This is a genomic window from Reyranella soli (genome assembly GCF_007992495.1).
GTDB classification, from domain to species: domain Bacteria; phylum Pseudomonadota; class Alphaproteobacteria; order Reyranellales; family Reyranellaceae; genus Reyranella; species Reyranella soli.
In genome coordinates this window covers 75501-91607 of sequence record NZ_BKAJ01000030.1, presented here as the reverse complement: position 1 = coordinate 91607, position 16107 = coordinate 75501, and the positions used below count along the sequence as shown (strand labels likewise).

The 16107-nt window shown below is 67.2% G+C and carries 19 protein-coding genes; 9 read left to right on the top strand and 10 right to left on the bottom strand.

Annotated features, from left to right (window positions below; genetic code table 11):
• Window positions 1-76 precede the first annotated feature (76 nt).
• Window positions 77-931, bottom strand: coding sequence for an EipB family protein (locus RSO01_RS07760; RefSeq protein ID WP_147147857.1), 855 nt, complete (start codon window positions 929-931; stop codon window positions 77-79).
• Window positions 932-961: 30 nt separating this feature from the next.
• Here RSO01_RS07760 and pdeM point away from each other — a divergent pair, with 30 nt between their 5' ends.
• Together pdeM and RSO01_RS07750 are read left to right on the top strand one after the other, a co-directional pair.
• A complete protein-coding gene (gene pdeM, locus RSO01_RS07755) occupies window positions 962-1681 on the top strand; it encodes a ligase-associated DNA damage response endonuclease PdeM (RefSeq protein ID WP_147147855.1) in 720 nt (239 codons plus the stop codon).
• Between the two features lie 65 nt (window positions 1682-1746).
• Window positions 1747-2766 carry an amino acid ABC transporter substrate-binding protein gene (locus tag RSO01_RS07750; protein ID WP_147147853.1) on the top strand — a complete coding sequence of 340 codons (1020 nt, stop codon included), beginning with the start codon at window positions 1747-1749 and terminating at the stop codon, window positions 2764-2766.
• Here the strand turns inward: RSO01_RS07750 and RSO01_RS47140 are convergent.
• Together RSO01_RS47140 and RSO01_RS07745 are read right to left on the bottom strand one after the other, a co-directional pair.
• Window positions 2760-2930 (bottom strand): hypothetical protein, encoded by a 171-nt coding sequence (locus RSO01_RS47140; protein ID WP_170302914.1) that lies wholly within the window; start codon window positions 2928-2930, stop codon window positions 2760-2762. The genes RSO01_RS07750 and RSO01_RS47140 overlap by 7 nt on opposite strands.
• Window positions 2931-2954: 24 nt before the next feature.
• A complete protein-coding gene (locus RSO01_RS07745) occupies window positions 2955-3755 on the bottom strand; it encodes a 2-keto-4-pentenoate hydratase (RefSeq protein WP_147147851.1) in 801 nt (266 codons plus the stop codon).
• 46 nt (window positions 3756-3801) lie between these two features.
• Between RSO01_RS07745 and mobA the strand changes: the two genes are divergently transcribed.
• Window positions 3802-4524: a molybdenum cofactor guanylyltransferase gene (gene mobA / locus RSO01_RS07740; RefSeq protein WP_147147849.1), complete on the top strand. Its 723-nt coding sequence runs from the start codon at window positions 3802-3804 to the stop codon at window positions 4522-4524.
• Here the strand turns inward: mobA and RSO01_RS07735 are convergent.
• Complete coding sequence (locus RSO01_RS07735; protein WP_246158196.1) at window positions 4457-4621, bottom strand: DUF3553 domain-containing protein; 165 nt, start codon at window positions 4619-4621, stop codon at window positions 4457-4459. The two genes, mobA and RSO01_RS07735, sit on opposite strands and share 68 nt — an antisense overlap.
• 103 nt (window positions 4622-4724) lie before the next feature.
• On the opposite strand from RSO01_RS07735, the gene RSO01_RS07730 reads away from it, so the two are divergent.
• The 4 genes from RSO01_RS07730 to dksA all read left to right on the top strand — a co-directional run bounded on the left by RSO01_RS07730 (window position 4725) and on the right by dksA (window position 7186).
• Entirely contained in the window at window positions 4725-4970 is a 246-nt protein-coding gene (locus RSO01_RS07730) for a BufA1 family periplasmic bufferin-type metallophore (protein WP_147147847.1), read from the top strand.
• Window positions 4971-4984: 14 nt separating this feature from the next.
• Window positions 4985-5833: an MNIO family bufferin maturase gene (gene bufB / locus RSO01_RS07725; protein WP_218037274.1), complete on the top strand. Its 849-nt coding sequence runs from the start codon at window positions 4985-4987 to the stop codon at window positions 5831-5833.
• Window positions 5814-6560, top strand: coding sequence for an HvfC/BufC N-terminal domain-containing protein (locus tag RSO01_RS07720; protein ID WP_147147845.1), 747 nt, complete (start codon window positions 5814-5816; stop codon window positions 6558-6560). Before bufB ends, RSO01_RS07720 begins: the two co-directional genes overlap by 20 nt.
• A gap of 200 nt (window positions 6561-6760) precedes the next feature.
• Window positions 6761-7186: an RNA polymerase-binding protein DksA gene (gene dksA / locus RSO01_RS07715; protein WP_092831161.1), complete on the top strand. Its 426-nt coding sequence runs from the start codon at window positions 6761-6763 to the stop codon at window positions 7184-7186.
• Window positions 7187-7190: 4 nt separating this feature from the next.
• Here dksA and RSO01_RS07710 read toward each other — a convergent pair whose 3' ends face one another.
• Window positions 7191-7640, bottom strand: a complete 450-nt coding sequence (locus RSO01_RS07710; protein WP_147147843.1) for a response regulator transcription factor — start codon at window positions 7638-7640, stop codon at window positions 7191-7193.
• On the opposite strand from RSO01_RS07710, the gene RSO01_RS47135 reads away from it, so the two are divergent.
• Window positions 7521-8078, top strand: a complete 558-nt coding sequence (locus RSO01_RS47135; protein ID WP_308933085.1) for a response regulator — start codon at window positions 7521-7523, stop codon at window positions 8076-8078. The genes RSO01_RS07710 and RSO01_RS47135 overlap by 120 nt on opposite strands.
• A gap of 3 nt (window positions 8079-8081) precedes the next feature.
• Here the strand turns inward: RSO01_RS47135 and RSO01_RS07700 are convergent, their stop codons facing one another.
• The 5 genes from RSO01_RS07700 to RSO01_RS07680 form a co-directional block, all read right to left on the bottom strand.
• Window positions 8082-8693, bottom strand: a complete 612-nt coding sequence (locus RSO01_RS07700; RefSeq protein WP_147147840.1) for a YopT-type cysteine protease domain-containing protein — start codon at window positions 8691-8693, stop codon at window positions 8082-8084.
• A 404-nt stretch (window positions 8694-9097) separates the two neighbouring features.
• Window positions 9098-10828, bottom strand: a complete 1731-nt coding sequence (locus RSO01_RS07695) for a hydantoinase B/oxoprolinase family protein (protein WP_147147838.1) — start codon at window positions 10826-10828, stop codon at window positions 9098-9100.
• Window positions 10825-12903, bottom strand: coding sequence for a hydantoinase/oxoprolinase family protein (locus RSO01_RS07690; RefSeq protein ID WP_147147836.1), 2079 nt, complete (start codon window positions 12901-12903; stop codon window positions 10825-10827). Before RSO01_RS07690 ends, RSO01_RS07695 begins: the two co-directional genes overlap by 4 nt.
• A 180-nt stretch (window positions 12904-13083) precedes the next feature.
• The gene (locus RSO01_RS07685) at window positions 13084-13317 is read right to left on the bottom strand and encodes a hypothetical protein (protein ID WP_147147834.1); all 234 of its coding nucleotides are present in this window, start codon (window positions 13315-13317) and stop codon (window positions 13084-13086) included.
• Window positions 13318-13379: 62 nt separating this feature from the next.
• On the bottom strand, window positions 13380-15053 hold the full coding sequence (locus RSO01_RS07680; RefSeq protein WP_147147832.1) for a thiamine pyrophosphate-binding protein: 1674 nt from the start codon (window positions 15051-15053) through the stop codon (window positions 13380-13382).
• A 256-nt stretch (window positions 15054-15309) separates the two neighbouring features.
• On the opposite strand from RSO01_RS07680, the gene RSO01_RS07675 reads away from it, so the two are divergent.
• Entirely contained in the window at window positions 15310-16080 is a 771-nt protein-coding gene (locus RSO01_RS07675; protein WP_246158178.1) for a choline kinase family protein, read from the top strand.
• Window positions 16081-16107: the final 27 nt, after the last annotated feature.

Below are 16107 nucleotides of genomic sequence, written 5' to 3'. Positions count from 1 at the left end.
CTGGCCCACTCTTAGCGGAGCGCGGACCTCCAGGTCCGCATCATGATCATGAGCGGGCCGGAGGCCCGCGCTCCCGTTAAGACCTCGGGCAGTTGGGGACGGGGCGCATCTCCAGGCTCTGCAGGTCGGCGGTCACCGTGACCAGGCCGGTCTCGATGGTCAGCCGGTCGAGCACGCCGTTGTCGAACACCAGGGCGCCGACGCTGAACAAGGGCCGCGTATCCTGCTGGCGACCGCGGGTGAAAGTCATGAAGACCGGCCAGGACCTACCGGTTGGCGCCGTCGCTGGCTTGTCGACCGACCGGCCGGCGCGCAGCTGGTCGCGCGGCTGCTCGGTGACCTCGATCAGGAAGGCATCGCCCATCACCTCGGCGTCGAACATCAGCGCGGGGAAGTTGGCGGCATTGGCCTGCAATCTCTCGATCATGTGATCGATGGCGGCAACCGGCATCAGGGTGGGCGGCGGCAGCACGAACTGGTTGGGCGGAGCGCCGGGCTGGATGACCTCGGCCTTGAGCTCGCCGCCCTGGCGCTGCACCCGGCCCTTGAACTCGCGCTCGCTGCCGTTCTGGACCTGGATGGTGCTGAAGCGGAAGGCGTTGCCGCCCTTGGGCTCCTGGCGGTCGAGCTTGGAGGCGAGACTCATCTTCCACGAGGCCGTGAGGGCGATCTCGGTCTTGATGTCGCGTTTGAGATGCCAGCCGGTGCAATCCAGCGAAAGATCGTGGATGGCCGTGCCGATGCGCGGCGCGTTGGGCGTCATGCCGAGGCGCAACGCATACTCGGCGCGGTGCGGCTGGACCTGCGCCAAAGCGAGGCCAGGCGCGAGCACGGCCCCTGCAAGAACGAAACCCACCAGACGACGCATCGCACCACCTTGCGCATCGCCCGCCATCGGGTCAATCGTGCGCGCCATGAGTTTGCGCGACATCGTGGCGGTATTCCGGCGGTCACCTCATCCATGATGCCTTTCGAGTTCGACTGCGCCGGGGAGAAACTGCAGGCATTGCCGGCAGGCGCCCTGCACTGGCCGGCGCGGCGGCTGCTGGCGGTGGCCGACCTGCATCTGGAGAAGGGCTCGTCCTACGCCGTCAATGCGCGCAAGCTCCTGCCGCGCCACGACACGCGCCAGACGCTGGCGATGCTGACCGCCCTGATCGACGTGCTGCAGCCGGAGACCGTCGTCTGCCTGGGCGATTCCTTCCACGACCGCACGGCAAGCGAGCGGCTAACCGAGGTCGACCGCCGCATGATCGAGGGGCTGGCGCGCCGCGCGCGGTTCGTCTGGATTGCCGGCAACCACGATCCGGCGCCGCCGCCCGCCGGTTGGGGCGAGGTCGCCGAGGAGATCGACGACGGGCCGCTGATTTTTCGTCACGAGGCTCGCTTTGGCCCGGCGCGCGGCGAGGTCTCGGGTCATTTCCATCCCGTGGCGGCGCTCACCGTGCGCGGCCGCGGCATGCGGCGGCGCTGCTTCCTGACCGACGGCGATCGTCTGATCCTGCCGGCCTTCGGCACCTATGCAGGCGGACTGAACGCCCTCGATCCGGCGATCGCCCAGCTCTTCCCTGACGATTACGACGCGCTGGTGGTCGGCCGCGATGCGGTGCGGCGCCTGTCGTGGCGACAGCTCAGGCCGGATTGGTCGCTGGCCTGGGAGCGCGACGCAGACTCGCGCTGACCCCTCGAATGATGGCATCGTCGACGACAATGTAGAAAAGCGAAGGGGAGACTGTCGTGTACGTGATGCGCTTGGTCATTTGCACCCTGTTGACGTTCGGCATGCTGCCGCTGGCGACGCCTGCGTCAGCGGTCGACCCGACCCTGTCGGTCATCAAGAAGCGGGGCAAGCTTCTGTGCGGCGTCAATGGCCAGCTCCCGGGCTTCTCGGCGCAAAACGCCCAGAAGGCGTGGACCGGCTTCGAGGTCGACTACTGTCGTGCCATCGCCGCCGCCAGCCTGGGTGACGCCACGAAAGTCGAGTTCGTGCCCCTGACCACGTCCAACCGCTTCGACGCCCTGCGCAACGGCCACATCGACGTGCTGGTGCGTAACACGACGATCAGCCTCGATCGAACGGTGGGCACGGGCGTGCGCCCGGCGGCGGTGATCTTCATCGACGCCCAGCGCGTCGTTGTCCCCAAGTCGACGAATGTTGCGTCGGTCTCCAACCTCGACAAGCAGACGGTTTGCACGCTGCGCGACACGCCCTACGAAGCGCGCCTGCAGGAGTGGATGAGCGACCGGAAGCTCACGGTGACGGCGCGGCTGTTCGACACTCAGGACGCCCTCTACCGCGCGCTGTTCGACGGGCAATGCCCGGCCGTGACACAGGACGTGTCTGCTCTTTCGCCGACCATCCTCGCCAGCGGCCGCGCCGCCGAGTACGCCGTGCTGCCCGACATCGTTGCCAAGGATCCGCTCGGGCTGCATGTCCGGGCCGGCGACGATCAATGGCTGGACATCGTGCGCTGGACGCACAATGCGTTGCTCGAAGCGGAGGAGCAGGGCATCACGCAGGCCAACGTGGCCAACCTTCGCGACAACGGCGCGCCTGTCGAACGGCGGCTGCTCGGGGGGATTCCGGGTTTCGGCAAGAAGCTGGGGCTGGAAGAACGCTGGGCGTTCGACGCCATCCGTGCCGTCGGCAACTATGGCGAGATCTACGACCGCAACATCGGCAGCCAGTCGCCGCTCAAGTTCTCGCGCGGCGTCAATGCACTGTGGAACGCGGGTGGCGTCTTCTATCCGCTGTCGTTCTACTGACCTGGGCGAGTCGACGGGCGCAGGCACGACAGGACAGCGACCGTCACGGCGAAGACGACCAGCACGGCGAGGCTGCTCTCGATGGCGTCGAGCAGCGCGCGGCCGTCGAACAGAACGTCGAGGCTGTCGCGCCCGCCGCGTTGCTCGAGCCGCCAGGCCATCATCGAGGAGGCGGCCGATTCCCGCCACTAGCGCGGCAGTTCGTACTTCAGTGTCACCTCGCCCAGGCCCTCGATCTTGCCGACAGCGGTGCTGCCCGGCGGCACGAACTGGCAGGCGACCATGCTGCCGGTCGAGACGATCATGCCCTTCTTCAAGGTCTTGCCGTGCTCGCCGAGCTTGTTGGCGAGCCAGGCCAGCGCATTGTAGCAATGGCCCAGCACGTCGCCCGAGTTGCCGGTGCGCACGACCTTGCCGTCGAAGGCGATCGAGCCGTTCAGGTTGCCGATGTCGAGGTTCTTCCAGTTCTTGTTGGGCTTGGCGAGCAGCGAGCCGCCGTTCCAGCCGACATCCATCACCAGCCAGGTCAGGCTGAGGCGGCTGTAGTCGGCGCCGCGATCCTCGATCAATTCGAAGCCGGCACGCGCCTCGCCGATATAGGGTTCGATCGACTCCTTGTCGTACGGCTTGTCCTTGGGCCGCGGCACGTCGGCGTTGACGGTGAGGATGACCTCGAGCTCGACTCCAAGCCTTGCCCACTGGTCGGCGCGCACCGAGGCCTTGTGCTCGAACACGCGCTTCCTGCGGATCGGCCCGTAGGCGGGGCCGCGTATGCCGGTCTGCTCCCAGATCTGCGGCGAGGTCAGCGCGATCTTGTAGCCGACCAGCGGTCCCTGCTTGGGCACCAGCTTCTTCAGGAGCGCATCCTGCACCTTGTAGGCGGTGCGCTCGTCCTCGATCGCGAACTGCTCGGGCCACCAGCCGACGACGGCGCGCGACCGATGGACCTGATGCAGCCAGTTCGCGGCCTTGGCGATGCTGAACGCCATGATTTCCTCCCCTTGCGTGTGATCCTGTGGTTCGCATAGTGCCATCATGGCGGGGAAATCGGTGCAACATTTCGGGCCAAGCCTCGGACCCGTGCGGGCCGGCGCATTGGTCGGCGTCGTGCTGGCGGGCGGCGAGGGCCGGCGCATGGGGCCGGGCGTGCTGAAGCCGCTCAGACCACTGGGCGGCCGGCCCATGGTGGCGCATGTCGTGGAGCGATTGCGGCCGCAGGTCATGGACCTCGTCGTCGTCGCCAACGATCCGCTTCCCGGTGTGCGCTCGCTCAAGGTGCCGGTGATCCCCGATCCGCCCGACGTGCGGCGTGCCGCGGCGCGCGAGGGTCGGCGGCTCGGCCCGCTCGCCGGCGTGCTGGCCGGCATGGAATGGGCGCTGAAGCATCATCCGCATGCCGGCTGGATCCTGACCGCGCCGGCCGACACGCCGTTCCTGCCGCTCGATCTCACGGTGCGCCTGTGCGGCCTCATGCATGTGCCCGAGCCCGACGTGCTGATGGTGCGCCACGGCAGGCGTCGTGAGCATGCACTGGCTGTGTGGTCGGTGAAGCTCGCCGGCGATCTCAGGCGGGCGCTGCTGGAGGAGGGACTGCGGCGCGTCGATGCCTTCGCCGAGCGTTACGTGCTGGAGGAACTCGTCTGGCCGGGCGGCAGTGCGCCGTTCCTCAACGTCAACACACCGGCGGACCTTAGCGTCGCAGCCGATCAGCTGAGGAAGAGGGGGCGGGCTCCAGCTCGACCACGTTCCCGTCGATGACGAGCTTGCCTGCATTCTCGAAATTGACGGTGATGCGATGGCCGATCATCGACTGGACCTGCCCCAGGCCCCAGTCGGGCCGCCCCGGGTGACGCACGAAGTCGCCGGGCGAGAGCAGCGCATTGCCAGGCTTGTCGAACAAGCTTTAGTGACTCCCTCGTGAGGTATATGACCCCCATCTTCACCCAAGGAGGATACCGATGACCACCACCCGCTTCGCCATTGCCTCGGCCCTGGCTGCCGCCCTGGTGCTGCCGGCCGCCACGCAGGCGCAGGGCAACATGGAGAAGTGCTACGGCGTCGCCAAGGCCGGCAAGAACGACTGCCAGACCGCGAAGTCGTCCTGCGCCGGCACCTCGAAGACGGATTCCCAGACCGATGCCTGGATCTCGGTGCCGAAGGGCGTGTGCGACAAGCTGGTCGGCGGCAAGACGACCGCCGGCTGATTGCCGTGCAGCCGGTGGCGGGGCAGCTGATCGTGGGGCAGCCGGTCGCGGGCATCGGATTGCGCGCGCCGCATCTTGCGGAGATCGTGCGCGAACGGCCGGCGACCGGCTTCCTTGAAATCCACGCCGAGAATTATCTCGCCGGATCGCCGGCGCTGCAGGCCTTGGAAAGCCTGCGTTCCGACTACGCGCTTTCCATCCATGCCGTCGGCCTGTCGCTGGGATCGGTCGAGGGCCTCGACGAGGCGCATCTGGCGCGCGTCGCCGCCCTGGTGAAGCGCGTCGAGCCGGCGCTGGTGTCGGATCATCTTTCGTGGAGCAGCGTCGACGGCCGCTACTTCAACGACCTGTTGCCGCTGCCCTACACTGAAGAGTCGCTGGCCGTGGTCGTGCGCAACGTGCAGCACGTGCAGGAAGCGCTCGGCCGTACGATCTCGGTCGAGAATCCCTCCTGCTATCTCGCCTTCGCGCAGTCGACGATCAGCGAACCGGAATTTCTGGCCGAGCTGTCGCGGCGCAGCGGCTGCGGGCTGTTGCTCGACGTCAACAACATCGCCGTGACGGCGCACAATCTCGGCCTGGTCGCGAACGACTGGCTCGATCTGCCCGGTGAGGCGATCACCCAGTATCACCTGGCCGGCCATGCCGCGAACGACGCCGACGGCGAGCGGATCCTGATCGACGATCACGGCAGCCGCGTCAGCGACGGCGTGTGGTCGCTGTTCGCCGAGGTCGTCGAGCGCTTCGGTCGGCGGCCGACGCTGGTCGAATGGGACACCGACTTGCCGGCCTTGCCGGTGTTGCTGGAGGAGGCGGCGCGCGCCGCATCGGTCGGAGGCCGCGGTGCCGCTCGCGCTGCGTGATCTTCAGAGGGCCTTCGCCGCCCATCTCGCCGGCGACGACCAGCCCGCCTTGGCCGCGGAGGTTCGTCCCGGCGCCGCACGGCTAGGTATTCATCGCCACCATGTCCTCGACAGCCTTGCCTCGGCCCTGGCGGCGACCTTTCCCACGGTGCAGGCGGTGGTCGGCGCCGACTATTTCCGTGGCCTGGCGCGCGCCTTCATCGGCGGCTCATTGCCTGTGCAGCCGGTGCTCGCCGAGTACGGCGCGGACTTCCCGGCCTTCGTCGCCGGTCACGACGTCAGCCGCGGTCTGCCGTACCTGGCCGATGTCGCTCGCCTCGATTGGGCGTTGAACCTCGCCTTCCACGCCCCCGCCGGTGACCGGTTGGTGGCGGCGGACCTGGCCACCGTTCCGGCCGATCGGCTGCCGGCGTTGCGGCTGGCGCTGGCGCCGGGCACGGCCCTGGTCGGCTCGCCCTATCCCCTGGACCGCATTTGGAGGGCTTCACAACCGGGCGCGCCGGCCGACCCGGTCGATCTGGCAAGCGGTGGCGTCCACCTGCTGGTGCTGCGCCGGCCGGACGATGCCGTGTTCGTGGCCCTGTCGGCCGGGGAGGCTGCCTTCGCCCGCGGTATCGCCGAGGGCTTGTCTCTGGAAGATGCGGCGGGACGGGGCGCTTCCGGCTTTGACCTCAGCGCCGCCTTCGCCCGGCTGCTGGGTTTGGGCGTTCTTGCTGCAGTGCAATAGGATTGCCATTTTGGCACCATAATTGCGCGCGGTTCGTGAGGATTTGCCGCGTGGGGTTTTGCTGCACTGCACGACAAGTCGTGGTTAGCAACAGCGAACCATGTTGCGGTGTCATCGACCATCCCTATACTCCGCGCGCCTCAAGAGCCGCCTTCCCCCCGAGGCGGACGTTGTAGTCGCTGCGAGTGGAGTTGCCGACGATGTCGATCACGTTGCCGCAGAATTATCGACCGACTGAACGCGAAAGCTTCATGAACCCGATGCAGCAGGAATACTTCCGTCAGAAGCTGCTGAAGTGGAAGAACGAGCTCATCGAGGAATCCAACCAGACATTGCAGAACATGCAGGAGGAGAGCCTGGCGCAGCCCGATCTTGCCGATCGCGCCACCGCCGAGACCGACCGCTCCCTCGAGCTGCGCACCCGCGACCGCTTCCGCAAGCTGATCTCCAAGATCGACAGCGCGATGAAGTCGATCGACGAAGGCACCTACGGCTATTGCGAGGAGACCGGCGAGCCGATCTCGCTGAAGCGCCTGGAAGCCCGTCCGATCGCCACCCTGTCGGTCGAGGCGCAGGAGCGCCATGAGCGCCTCGAGCGCACCCGCCGCGACGAAGGCGCGGACTGAAGTCCTACGCCTTCAACAGCGCGTCGATGTGCTGGAGAAGGTTGAGCGGCCGATAAGGTTTGTCGAGCACAAGGATGCCGTCGGCCTCCGGCGCGACGGCCGCCGCGAGCAACACCTTCGTTTCCGGATGATGCGCCGTGATCCAGTGCGCCAGCTCGAGGCCGCGCTTGGCGCCGCCGACGTTCACGTCGAGCAGGACCAGCGCAATCCGCCGATCGGCCTGCAGGGCCCGGCGGGCTTCGGCTTCGTTGAACGCCTCGACGACATCGTAACCCAGCCGCGCAGGTCGGCTGATGTCTCCATGCGCAGCAGGAAGTCGTCCTGCACGATCATGATGCGGCTTGGTGTGGTCGAGTCGTTGGCCGCGGTCATCCGCGCTCCATCGAAGGCGTTGGAGCGCCACGCCGTTGATTTTCTGCCATGCGACATCACTACGCCTACTGATTCTCCCCATCGGAGGGGATGGAACAAAGCACCCGGCCGAGCCGTTAGCCGGGCCATGACACGGGCCACGAGACTACGAACGCCGGAACCTCCCACTTTGTTGCTCGTTCACGGGGATATCCTCGTGCGCAGCGCGCTCGCCGCCTATCTGCGCGAGTGCGGCTACGACGTCGTCGAAGCTGGCACGACCGAGGAGGCTACGCAGGCGCTTCGCCTGGACATGAAGTTCGACCTCGCCTTCCTCGATGTCGAGGGAGACGACGGCGCGGGCTTCCAGTTGGCCCAGACCATACGCAAGCACCGCCCCGAGGTGCGGGTCGTGCTGGCCGCCGGCGTGCCGCGCGCGGCGGCCGAAGCCGGCGATCTCTGCGAGCACGGACCGACGCGGCGCAAGCCGTACGATCATCGGACTCTGGAAAGACACATCCGCCGATTGCTCGCGCGGTGACGGTTACATGGGCGGCCTGATGCCGACGACGCCGGTCTTATTCGTGTACTGGGTGTCATAGTTGGACTGCGACAGGTACCAGGCGACGTAGGTCTTGAAGGTGGCCTTGTCCTTGAGCACGATGTGGAAGTAGTTCGGATCGAACAGGTGGTAGCGGTTGTCCCTGCCGTGCCGAAGCGCGATGGCGTGCGCCCCGCCGGGACCGCTCAGGTACACGCCGTAGCACCCATATGCCTGCGCCATGATGGACCAGAGGAAATCGGCGGTGGGCTTGGTCGCGCGCGACGCACGCAGCCCGTCCGAAAGAGTGCAGTTGAAGGGCGCCATCGCCACCTTCCACCAACCCGTCCAGTCGGCGCTCTTGCTCGCGTCGGACAGGTTCTGCGCCTGCGTCGACTGCCACGGCGGGTTATCGCAGGTCTTGTCGGCGGCAACCGGAAAGTGGGTTCCCTGGTATTGCATTGCCGTCCACTGCGCGCAGAGACCGATGCAGTAACCGTCGAAGGCCGAGCCCCACGGGCCTGGCTGTGTCAACACCGCGGTCTGGGCTTGGTCGATTGCGAAGACGAGGTGACCTTTCGCCTTGGCGTCGTTCTGGACTGCATCCCAATTCATGGTCGCTTTCCACTGATGCGCTAGGCTCTCTAATGCGCAGATGGTATGCAGATCGTCTGTGCGGAATCCCACCGATGTCGGCAGGAGGCGGCGCTATCACCTGCGTTGAGATTTCGTACGAGCCTTGAGCTCGACTACGAACGAGGGTGATCCATGACACTCTTCAAGCGTAGCAACGACATAGAAGTCAGCATCAGTCCGGAGTTCGACAAGGAGTATGATGCCGGAGAAACGCCCGTCCGATCTGGCATCTATCGATGCCGCGGGTGCGGATGTGAAGCAGTAGCCGACGCCTCAAAACCACTTCCGTTGGACAAACACCCAAGGCACATGCCGGCTCAAGGTCCAATTCGATGGCGACTGGCTGTCGCTGCACAGCAGGACCCCCACTAGCGGCCTGACGGCTACTCGGCCGCCGCCCTGAGCGATGCCGTGTGCGCTTCGTCGATGCTGCGTCCGTCCTGGCTGATCGCCACCGCATAGTCGCGCTCGGCAGCGGCCGCGCTCACCACGCCGTCGCGTACGTCGCGCAGCACGCGGGCCGGATCGCGGGTCCGCGGGTCGCCGAAGCCGCCGCCGCCCGGCGACAGCGCGCGATAGGTGCCGGGGCCGTGGCGCTGCACGCCGTACTTGGGCGCGTTGACCTTGCCGCCGTCGGCCAGGGTGAGGGTGACCTCGCCGCCCACGCCGGCGCGACCGCCCGCCGCGCCGAAGCTCGAGGGAGCGCCGACGCCTTCGCCGCGGAAGGCGTAGTCGGCCGGGGTGAAGATCTCGACCTCGTAGTCGCAGCCGGCGCCGCCGCGGAAGCGGCCGGGGCCGGCGCTGTCGCAGCGCAACTCCTGGCGATGGAAACGCACCGGATAGAGCTGCTCGTAGGTTTCAAGGTTGGGCAGGGTGAGGCCGCCCAGGGTGATGAGATGGCCGATCAGGTGGAAGCCGTCGCGGCCCTCGACGCCGCCACCGGCCGGCGCGCCGGCCCACTGGTACATGACGTAACGGCTGCCGTCGTCCTTGACGCCGGCGGTGACGGCATGGACCGCCTTCGACCAGCCGGCCGAGGCCCGTTCGGGCAGCGCCTGGTCGAGGGCCTTCCACAGCGCATGGATGATCTCGTGGGCGATGAACACCGTGTTCATGGTCATCGGCGCTGGCGGCCGCGCATTGACCATGGTGCCTTCGGGCAGGCGGATTTCTACGCCACGGAAGGCGCCTTCGTTCTTGGGCAGGTCGGGCTCGAAGAACGACGACAGCGCCATGAACACCGCCGACGTCGAGTTGGCGATGGAGCTGTTCTTGAAGCCCTTGAGCTGCGGCGAGGTGCCGGCGAAGTCGACGATCAGGCCGTCGTCCTTCACCGTCAGCGTCACGGCGACCTTGCCGTCGATCGGTTCGAAGCAGTCGTTGTCGACCGCCTCCTCAGCGCGCCATACACCCTTGGCCAACCGGGCGATGCAGCCGCGGAAGCGGCGGTCGGCATGGGCCAATACGCCTTCGAAGAAGTCGGGCGCGCGCTCGACGCCCAACTCCTCGACCAGAGCAGCCAGCCGTTCGGCGCCGATGCGCGTCGAGCCGATCATGGCGCGCAGGTCGCCGTCCTGCGCCTCGGGCAGCCGCGTGTTGAGCATCAGGAGCCGCCACAGGTCGTCGCGCATGCGGCCGCGCTCGATCAGCTTCAGCACGGGCAGCCGAATGCCCTCGTGGAAGATCTCGGTGGCGGCCGAGTTGTAGGTGCCGGCAGCACCGCCGCCGATGTCGGCCTGGTGGGCGCGGTTGCAGGCGAAGGCGATCAGCTTGCCCGCGACGAACACCGGCCGCGCGATCACCCAGTCCGGCAGATGGTTGCCGCCGGCGGTGTAGGGGTCGTTCAGCAGGAAGACGTCCTCGGGTTCGATCGCATCCTTGAAGTCGCGCAGGATGGCGCGGACGGCGAAGCCGCCGCCGCCGGTATGGATCGGGATGCCGTCGGCCTGGCTGATCAGGGTGCCGCGCGAATCGGCCAGGAAGCAGGAGAAGTCGTGGCTCTGGCTGAAGATCGGCGAGCGCGCCGTGCGCGTCATCACCCAGCCCATCTGGTGCGAGATGTGGTCCAGCCGGTTCTGCACCAGCGCCAAGGTGACGGGATCGAGTTCGGTCATGCGATGGCTCCGACATGGACCAGGAAGTCGTCGCGCTGGTCGACTTCCAGTCGATCACGCGGCCCGACGAAGGCGGTAGTGGTGCGCTCCTCGATCAGCAACGGGCCGTCGAGCGTGCAGCCCGGCCGCAGTTCAGCACCGTCGTAGATCGGTACGTCGTGCCAGCCGTGCGCCGGGTCGATCCAGACCTTGCGCTGTTCGCGCGGCTTGGGCGCGGCGGCCTGCGGCGAGCGGGCGATCGGCGGCGTCCAGTCCAAAACGCCGCGGGCGATGACGCGCAGCGCGGTGATCGAGAGCCGCCCACCAGGCTGGATGTGCCCGAACAGGCGCTGATGCTCCGCCTCGAAGGTGCGGCGCGAAGCGGCCGCGTCGAAGGTGGCGCCCAAGGCGACGCGCACTGGCCATTGCTGGCCGTCGTAGCGCAGGTCGACTTCGCGCGAGAGCACGGCCGTGCCGTTGGCGAAGCCTTCGCGGCCAAGCGCCTCGCGGGCGCGCGTCTCGAGTTCGGAAAATCCCGCTTCGAGCTCGGCCTGGTCGACCGTGTCGAGATCGGCCAGGAAGACGTGCATGTAATCCTGGCGCACGTCCGATTGCAGCATGCCCATGGCGCAGAACGCGCCCGCCGCGCGCGGCAGCAATGCGCGCTTGGCACCGAGGGCGCGGGCGACGGCAGCGCCGTGCATCGGTCCCGCGCCGCCCGCCGCTACCAGCGTGAAGGTCGCGGGATCGTGGCCGCGCTCGATGCTGAGCCGCTCGACCGCGTGCAGCAGGTTCTGCTCCAGCAGCCGGATCACGCCGGACGCGGCATCCTCGACCGAAAGCCCGAGCGGCTTGGCGAGCTTGGTCTCGACTGCCTGGCGCGCCAGCCTGCCGTCGAGCGTGACGCCGCCGGCCAAGGGGCCGGGACGCAGTCGGCCCAGCACGAGCTGGGCATCGGTGACGGTCGGGTTCTCGCCGCCCAATCCGTAGGCGGCAGGACCGGGCCGTGCCCCGGCGCCCTGCGGGCCGACATGCAGCAGTCCCGCGTCGTCGACCCAGGCGATGGCGCCGCCGCCCGCGCCGACGGTGTGGATCTCCACCGAAGGCGTGGTCAGGTGGTAGCCGTCGATCACCAGCTCGTCGGCCACCGGCACCTCGCCCTTGGCCATCACCATGACGTCGCAACTGGTGCCGCCGATCTCCATCGAGATCAGGTTGGCCGCTTCGCCCGGTGCGGCGCAGCCCTTTAGCGCGCCGACGCCGGCAGCGGGGCCGGACAGCACCAGCATGACGGGCCGGCTCGCGACCTGGTCGACCGACACCGCGCCGCCGTTGCTCTGCAGCAGCAGCAGCGAGCGCGGCAGGCCGAGCTGGCGCAGTTGCTGGTCGAGCGCCTTGAGGTAGCTCGTGACCTTGGGGGCAATGTAGGCGTTGACCACGGCGGTCGAGCTGCGCTCGTACTCGCCCATGGTCGGCATGACCTCGCTGGACAGCGAGATCCATTGGCCAGCCCAGCTCTTGGATAGGCGCGCGCCGGCCGCGCGTTCGTGCCCGCCGTCGAGGAACGAGTTGAACAGGCAGACGGCGACCGATTCGACGCCTTCGTCGGTGAACATCTTGGCCGCCGCGTCGACGTCTTCCGAGACGAGTGGCGCGAGTTCATGGCCGTCGGCGCCGATGCGCCCGCGCACCGGCAGGCGCAGGTAGCGCGGCGCCAGCACGGGCGGGAAGGGCGCGCGGTGGTCCCACTGGTTCTCGCGGATGCCCCGGCGGATCTCGAGCGAATCGCGGAAGCCCGCGCTGGTCAGCAGGCCGACCTTTGCGCCCTTCTTCTCGAGAATGGTGTTGGTAGCGACGGTCGAGCCGTGCACGAACAGCGCGCAGTCGCGCAGCAGGGCGGAAAGCGGCAGGTCGAGCTGCTGGGCGGCGAGCCGCAGCACGCCCAAGACGCCTTCGCTGGGATCGGCCGGCACGGACGGCGACTTGAAGATGCGCACGGCGCCCGTGGCATCGCGCAGCACCATGTCGGTGAAGGTGCCGCCAACATCGACGCCGATGCGCCATGGGGCGGCCAGGGAGGGAAGGGATGAGGTCATTGGACCGCCAAGCTTAGCGGCCCGTCCTGTACGGCTCCTAGCGGTTTCCGAAGGTTGTTTCGCTAGCGCGTCTTGCCGGACCGCGAGCCTCTGGCTCGCTCATGGCTCATGTGCGCGCAGGATGCGCGCGGTCCGGAAGATTATGAGCGGGCCTGGAGGCCCGCGGTCCGGCAAGAATGCTCAATGCACCGTCGGCTCTTCAAGCCGTGAGAGCTTCTTCTTGTCGTTGTCCGAGCCGCGCTCGTCGATCATGGCCTTGGTGCGCTTGTGCAGACCCATGTACTCCTGCTCGATCATCTTGCAGTCGGAAATCTCGCGCTCGCTGGCGCCCGGTGCCTTGGCGGCCTTGGCCGCGCTTGCGAGCCTGGTGGCCTTCTCTTCGAGTTCCTTCAGCATGCTTTCGCATTCGGTCATCGCTGCCTCCATGGCGGTGCGGCACGGAGACAACGCACGGTGTGCGAAACGGTTTCGCCGCTTCAGCTCTTGATCATCACCTCGATCAGGCTGGGGCCGTCGGTCTTGGCCAACGCCTTGTCGAGCGCATCGTCGAAGCCTGTCGCCGTATCGACGCGCTCGGCGGCGACGCCGAAGCCGCGGGCGATGGCGGCGATGTCCATCGGGGGGTCGTTGAAGTCCATGCCGATCGGGGTGTCGTTGCCGTGGAACAGTTTTAGGCGGTTCTTGAGGATCTGGTAGCCGGCATTGTTGGCGATGATGAACACCACCGGCAGCTTCTGGTTCGCGGCACTCCACAGCGCCGTGATCGAGTACATGGCGCTGCCGTCGCCGATCACCGCCACGACGCGGCGCGCCGGATGGGCGATCTGCACGCCGATCGCGGCGGCGATGCCCCAGCCGATGCCGCCGCTGACATTGCCGAAGTAGCTGTTGCGATCGCGGAAGGGGAAATAGTTGAACAGCGTCGTCGTGCTGGTGAGCCCTTCTTCGACCAGGATGGCGTCCTTGGGCATCTTGTCGACGAGCCGCATCATCGCCCATTCGGCGTGCAACGGCTTCTCGCTGGCAGGCTGGGTGAGCTTGGCCTTGCGCGCGGCGCGCTGGGCGCTCCAGTTGCGGGTCGCGATCTCGGCGAGTGACGCCTTGGCCTTGTCGGCAAGGGCCGCACCGCCGAGCTTCTTGAGGAGCGGCACAAGCGCCTTCAGCGTCTCCTTCACATCGGCGCGCAAGGCGATCTCGGCTGGGAAGTTCTTGCCCATCTCCCAGTCGCGCAGGCCCACCATCGCCACCGCCGTGGTCTCGGGCAGCGGCTCGGTCTCGCTCCACACCGACATTTTCAGGACATCGGCGCCGACGCAGAACATCAGGTCGTAGTCGCTCAGGACGCGGCGCACGTACTTCTGGTCGCGATTGAGCGCGCCGAGATAGGCCGCATGCTCCGACGGGAAATGCGCGCCCCACGCCACGGTCTGCTGCAGCACCGGCGCCCCCAGCGTTTCGGCGAGCGCTGTCGCCTCAGCGAAGGCGTCGGACGTTGCGATTTCGTGGCCGGCCAGGATCACCGGCTTCTTGGCGCTGAGCAGACGCTTCGCCAGATGCTCGAGCGCGGCATCGCTTGGCCGCACGGCGGTGTCGACGCGTGTTGCCGACGCCATGTCGATGGCCGCTTCGTTGTTCAAAATGTCGCCGGGGAGCGAGATGAACACCGGCCCGGTCGGCGCGGTGGTCGCGACCTTGGCGGCGCGGCGCAGGATGCGCGGCAGGTCTTCGATGCGACTGACCTCGGTCGCCCATTTGACGACCGGCTGGGCGATCGGCACCAGCGGGGCATAGAGCAGCGGCTCGGTGAGGCCGTGGCCTTGCTCCTGCTGGCCGGCCGTGACGATCATCGGCGTGCCCGACATCAGCGAGGTGTAGATCGAGCCGATGGCGTTGCCGAGGCCGGGCGCGACATGGACGTTGCACGACACCAGCTTGCCCGAGGCGCGGGCGTAGCCGTCGGCCATGCAGATGATGACAGCTTCCTGGAGGCCCAGCACATAGCCCATCTCGGGCGCCGAGGAGAGCGCATGCATGATCGGCAGCTCGGTCGTGCCGGGATTGCCGAACATCTTGGTGACGCCTTCGTCGCTCAGCACGCGAAGAAAGGCGTCGCGGCCGGTGATGGTGTTGGATACGCGTGCGTCAGGCATCGATTCCTCCCAGGGCGGCGCCAAGGTAGCGCGGGCGGGCGCGGCATGAAATGAGTCTGCGCCGCGCTGCGAAAGCCAGTGTTCTCTGTCATCCTGAGCGTAGCGAAGGATCTCATGCCCTTGGCAAGCGGCGATGAGGTCCTTCGCTACGCTCAGGACGACAGGATTTCCTTTGACTGGACAAGACACTACAGAAACTCTTCGAGACAAAGTCGCACGGCTCGCCTGCTGGACGGAACCCGTCGAGCTGGCGCCATTGAAGGGCGGGCTTACCAACATCTCGTTCATCGTCACTCATCGCGGCGAGAAGTTCGTCGCGCGCTGCGGCGAGGACATCCCGGTCCATCACGTGTTCCGTGACCGCGAGCGAGCGGCGTCGATAGCGGCCTTCGAGGCGGGCCTGTCGCCCGAGATCATCCATGCCGAGACGGGGATTACCGTCTTGCGCTTCATCGATGGTCGCACCTTCGCCGAGGCCGACCTGCGTGCCAATGTCGGCCGCCTGGCGGCGCTCCTGAAGGATTGCCACACCAAGGTCGGTCGCCACGTGCGCGGACCGGCCAATATCTTCTGGGTGTTCCACGTCATTCGGGACTATGTCCGCTTGATCGATGCCGACCAGCGCTACCTTGCCGTCGCCGACCGTCTCGAGCAGATGCAGGTGCCCTTGCCGATCGTGTTCGGCCATCACGACCTCCTGCCGGGCAACCTGATGGACGACGGCAAGCGCCTCTGGTTGATCGATTGGGAATATGGCGCCTTTGGCACGGCAATGTTCGATCTCGCCAACCTGTCGGCGAACGGTTCGTACGAGCCGGCTGACGACGATGCGTTGCTCACTGCCTATTTTGCGGGCAAGGCCGACGACGCCTTGCGCCGTTCGTTTGCCGCCATGAAGGCAGCCAGCGCGCTGCGCGAGGCGCTGTGGGCGATGGTGTCCGACGTCCATCTGAAGACGCCGGGCGTCGACTACAAGGCGCACGCCGGGGACTATCTCGCGCGGTTCGAGAAACTGATGCCTGCCTGAGCAGCGGCCCGCTCCTTGCATGACCTC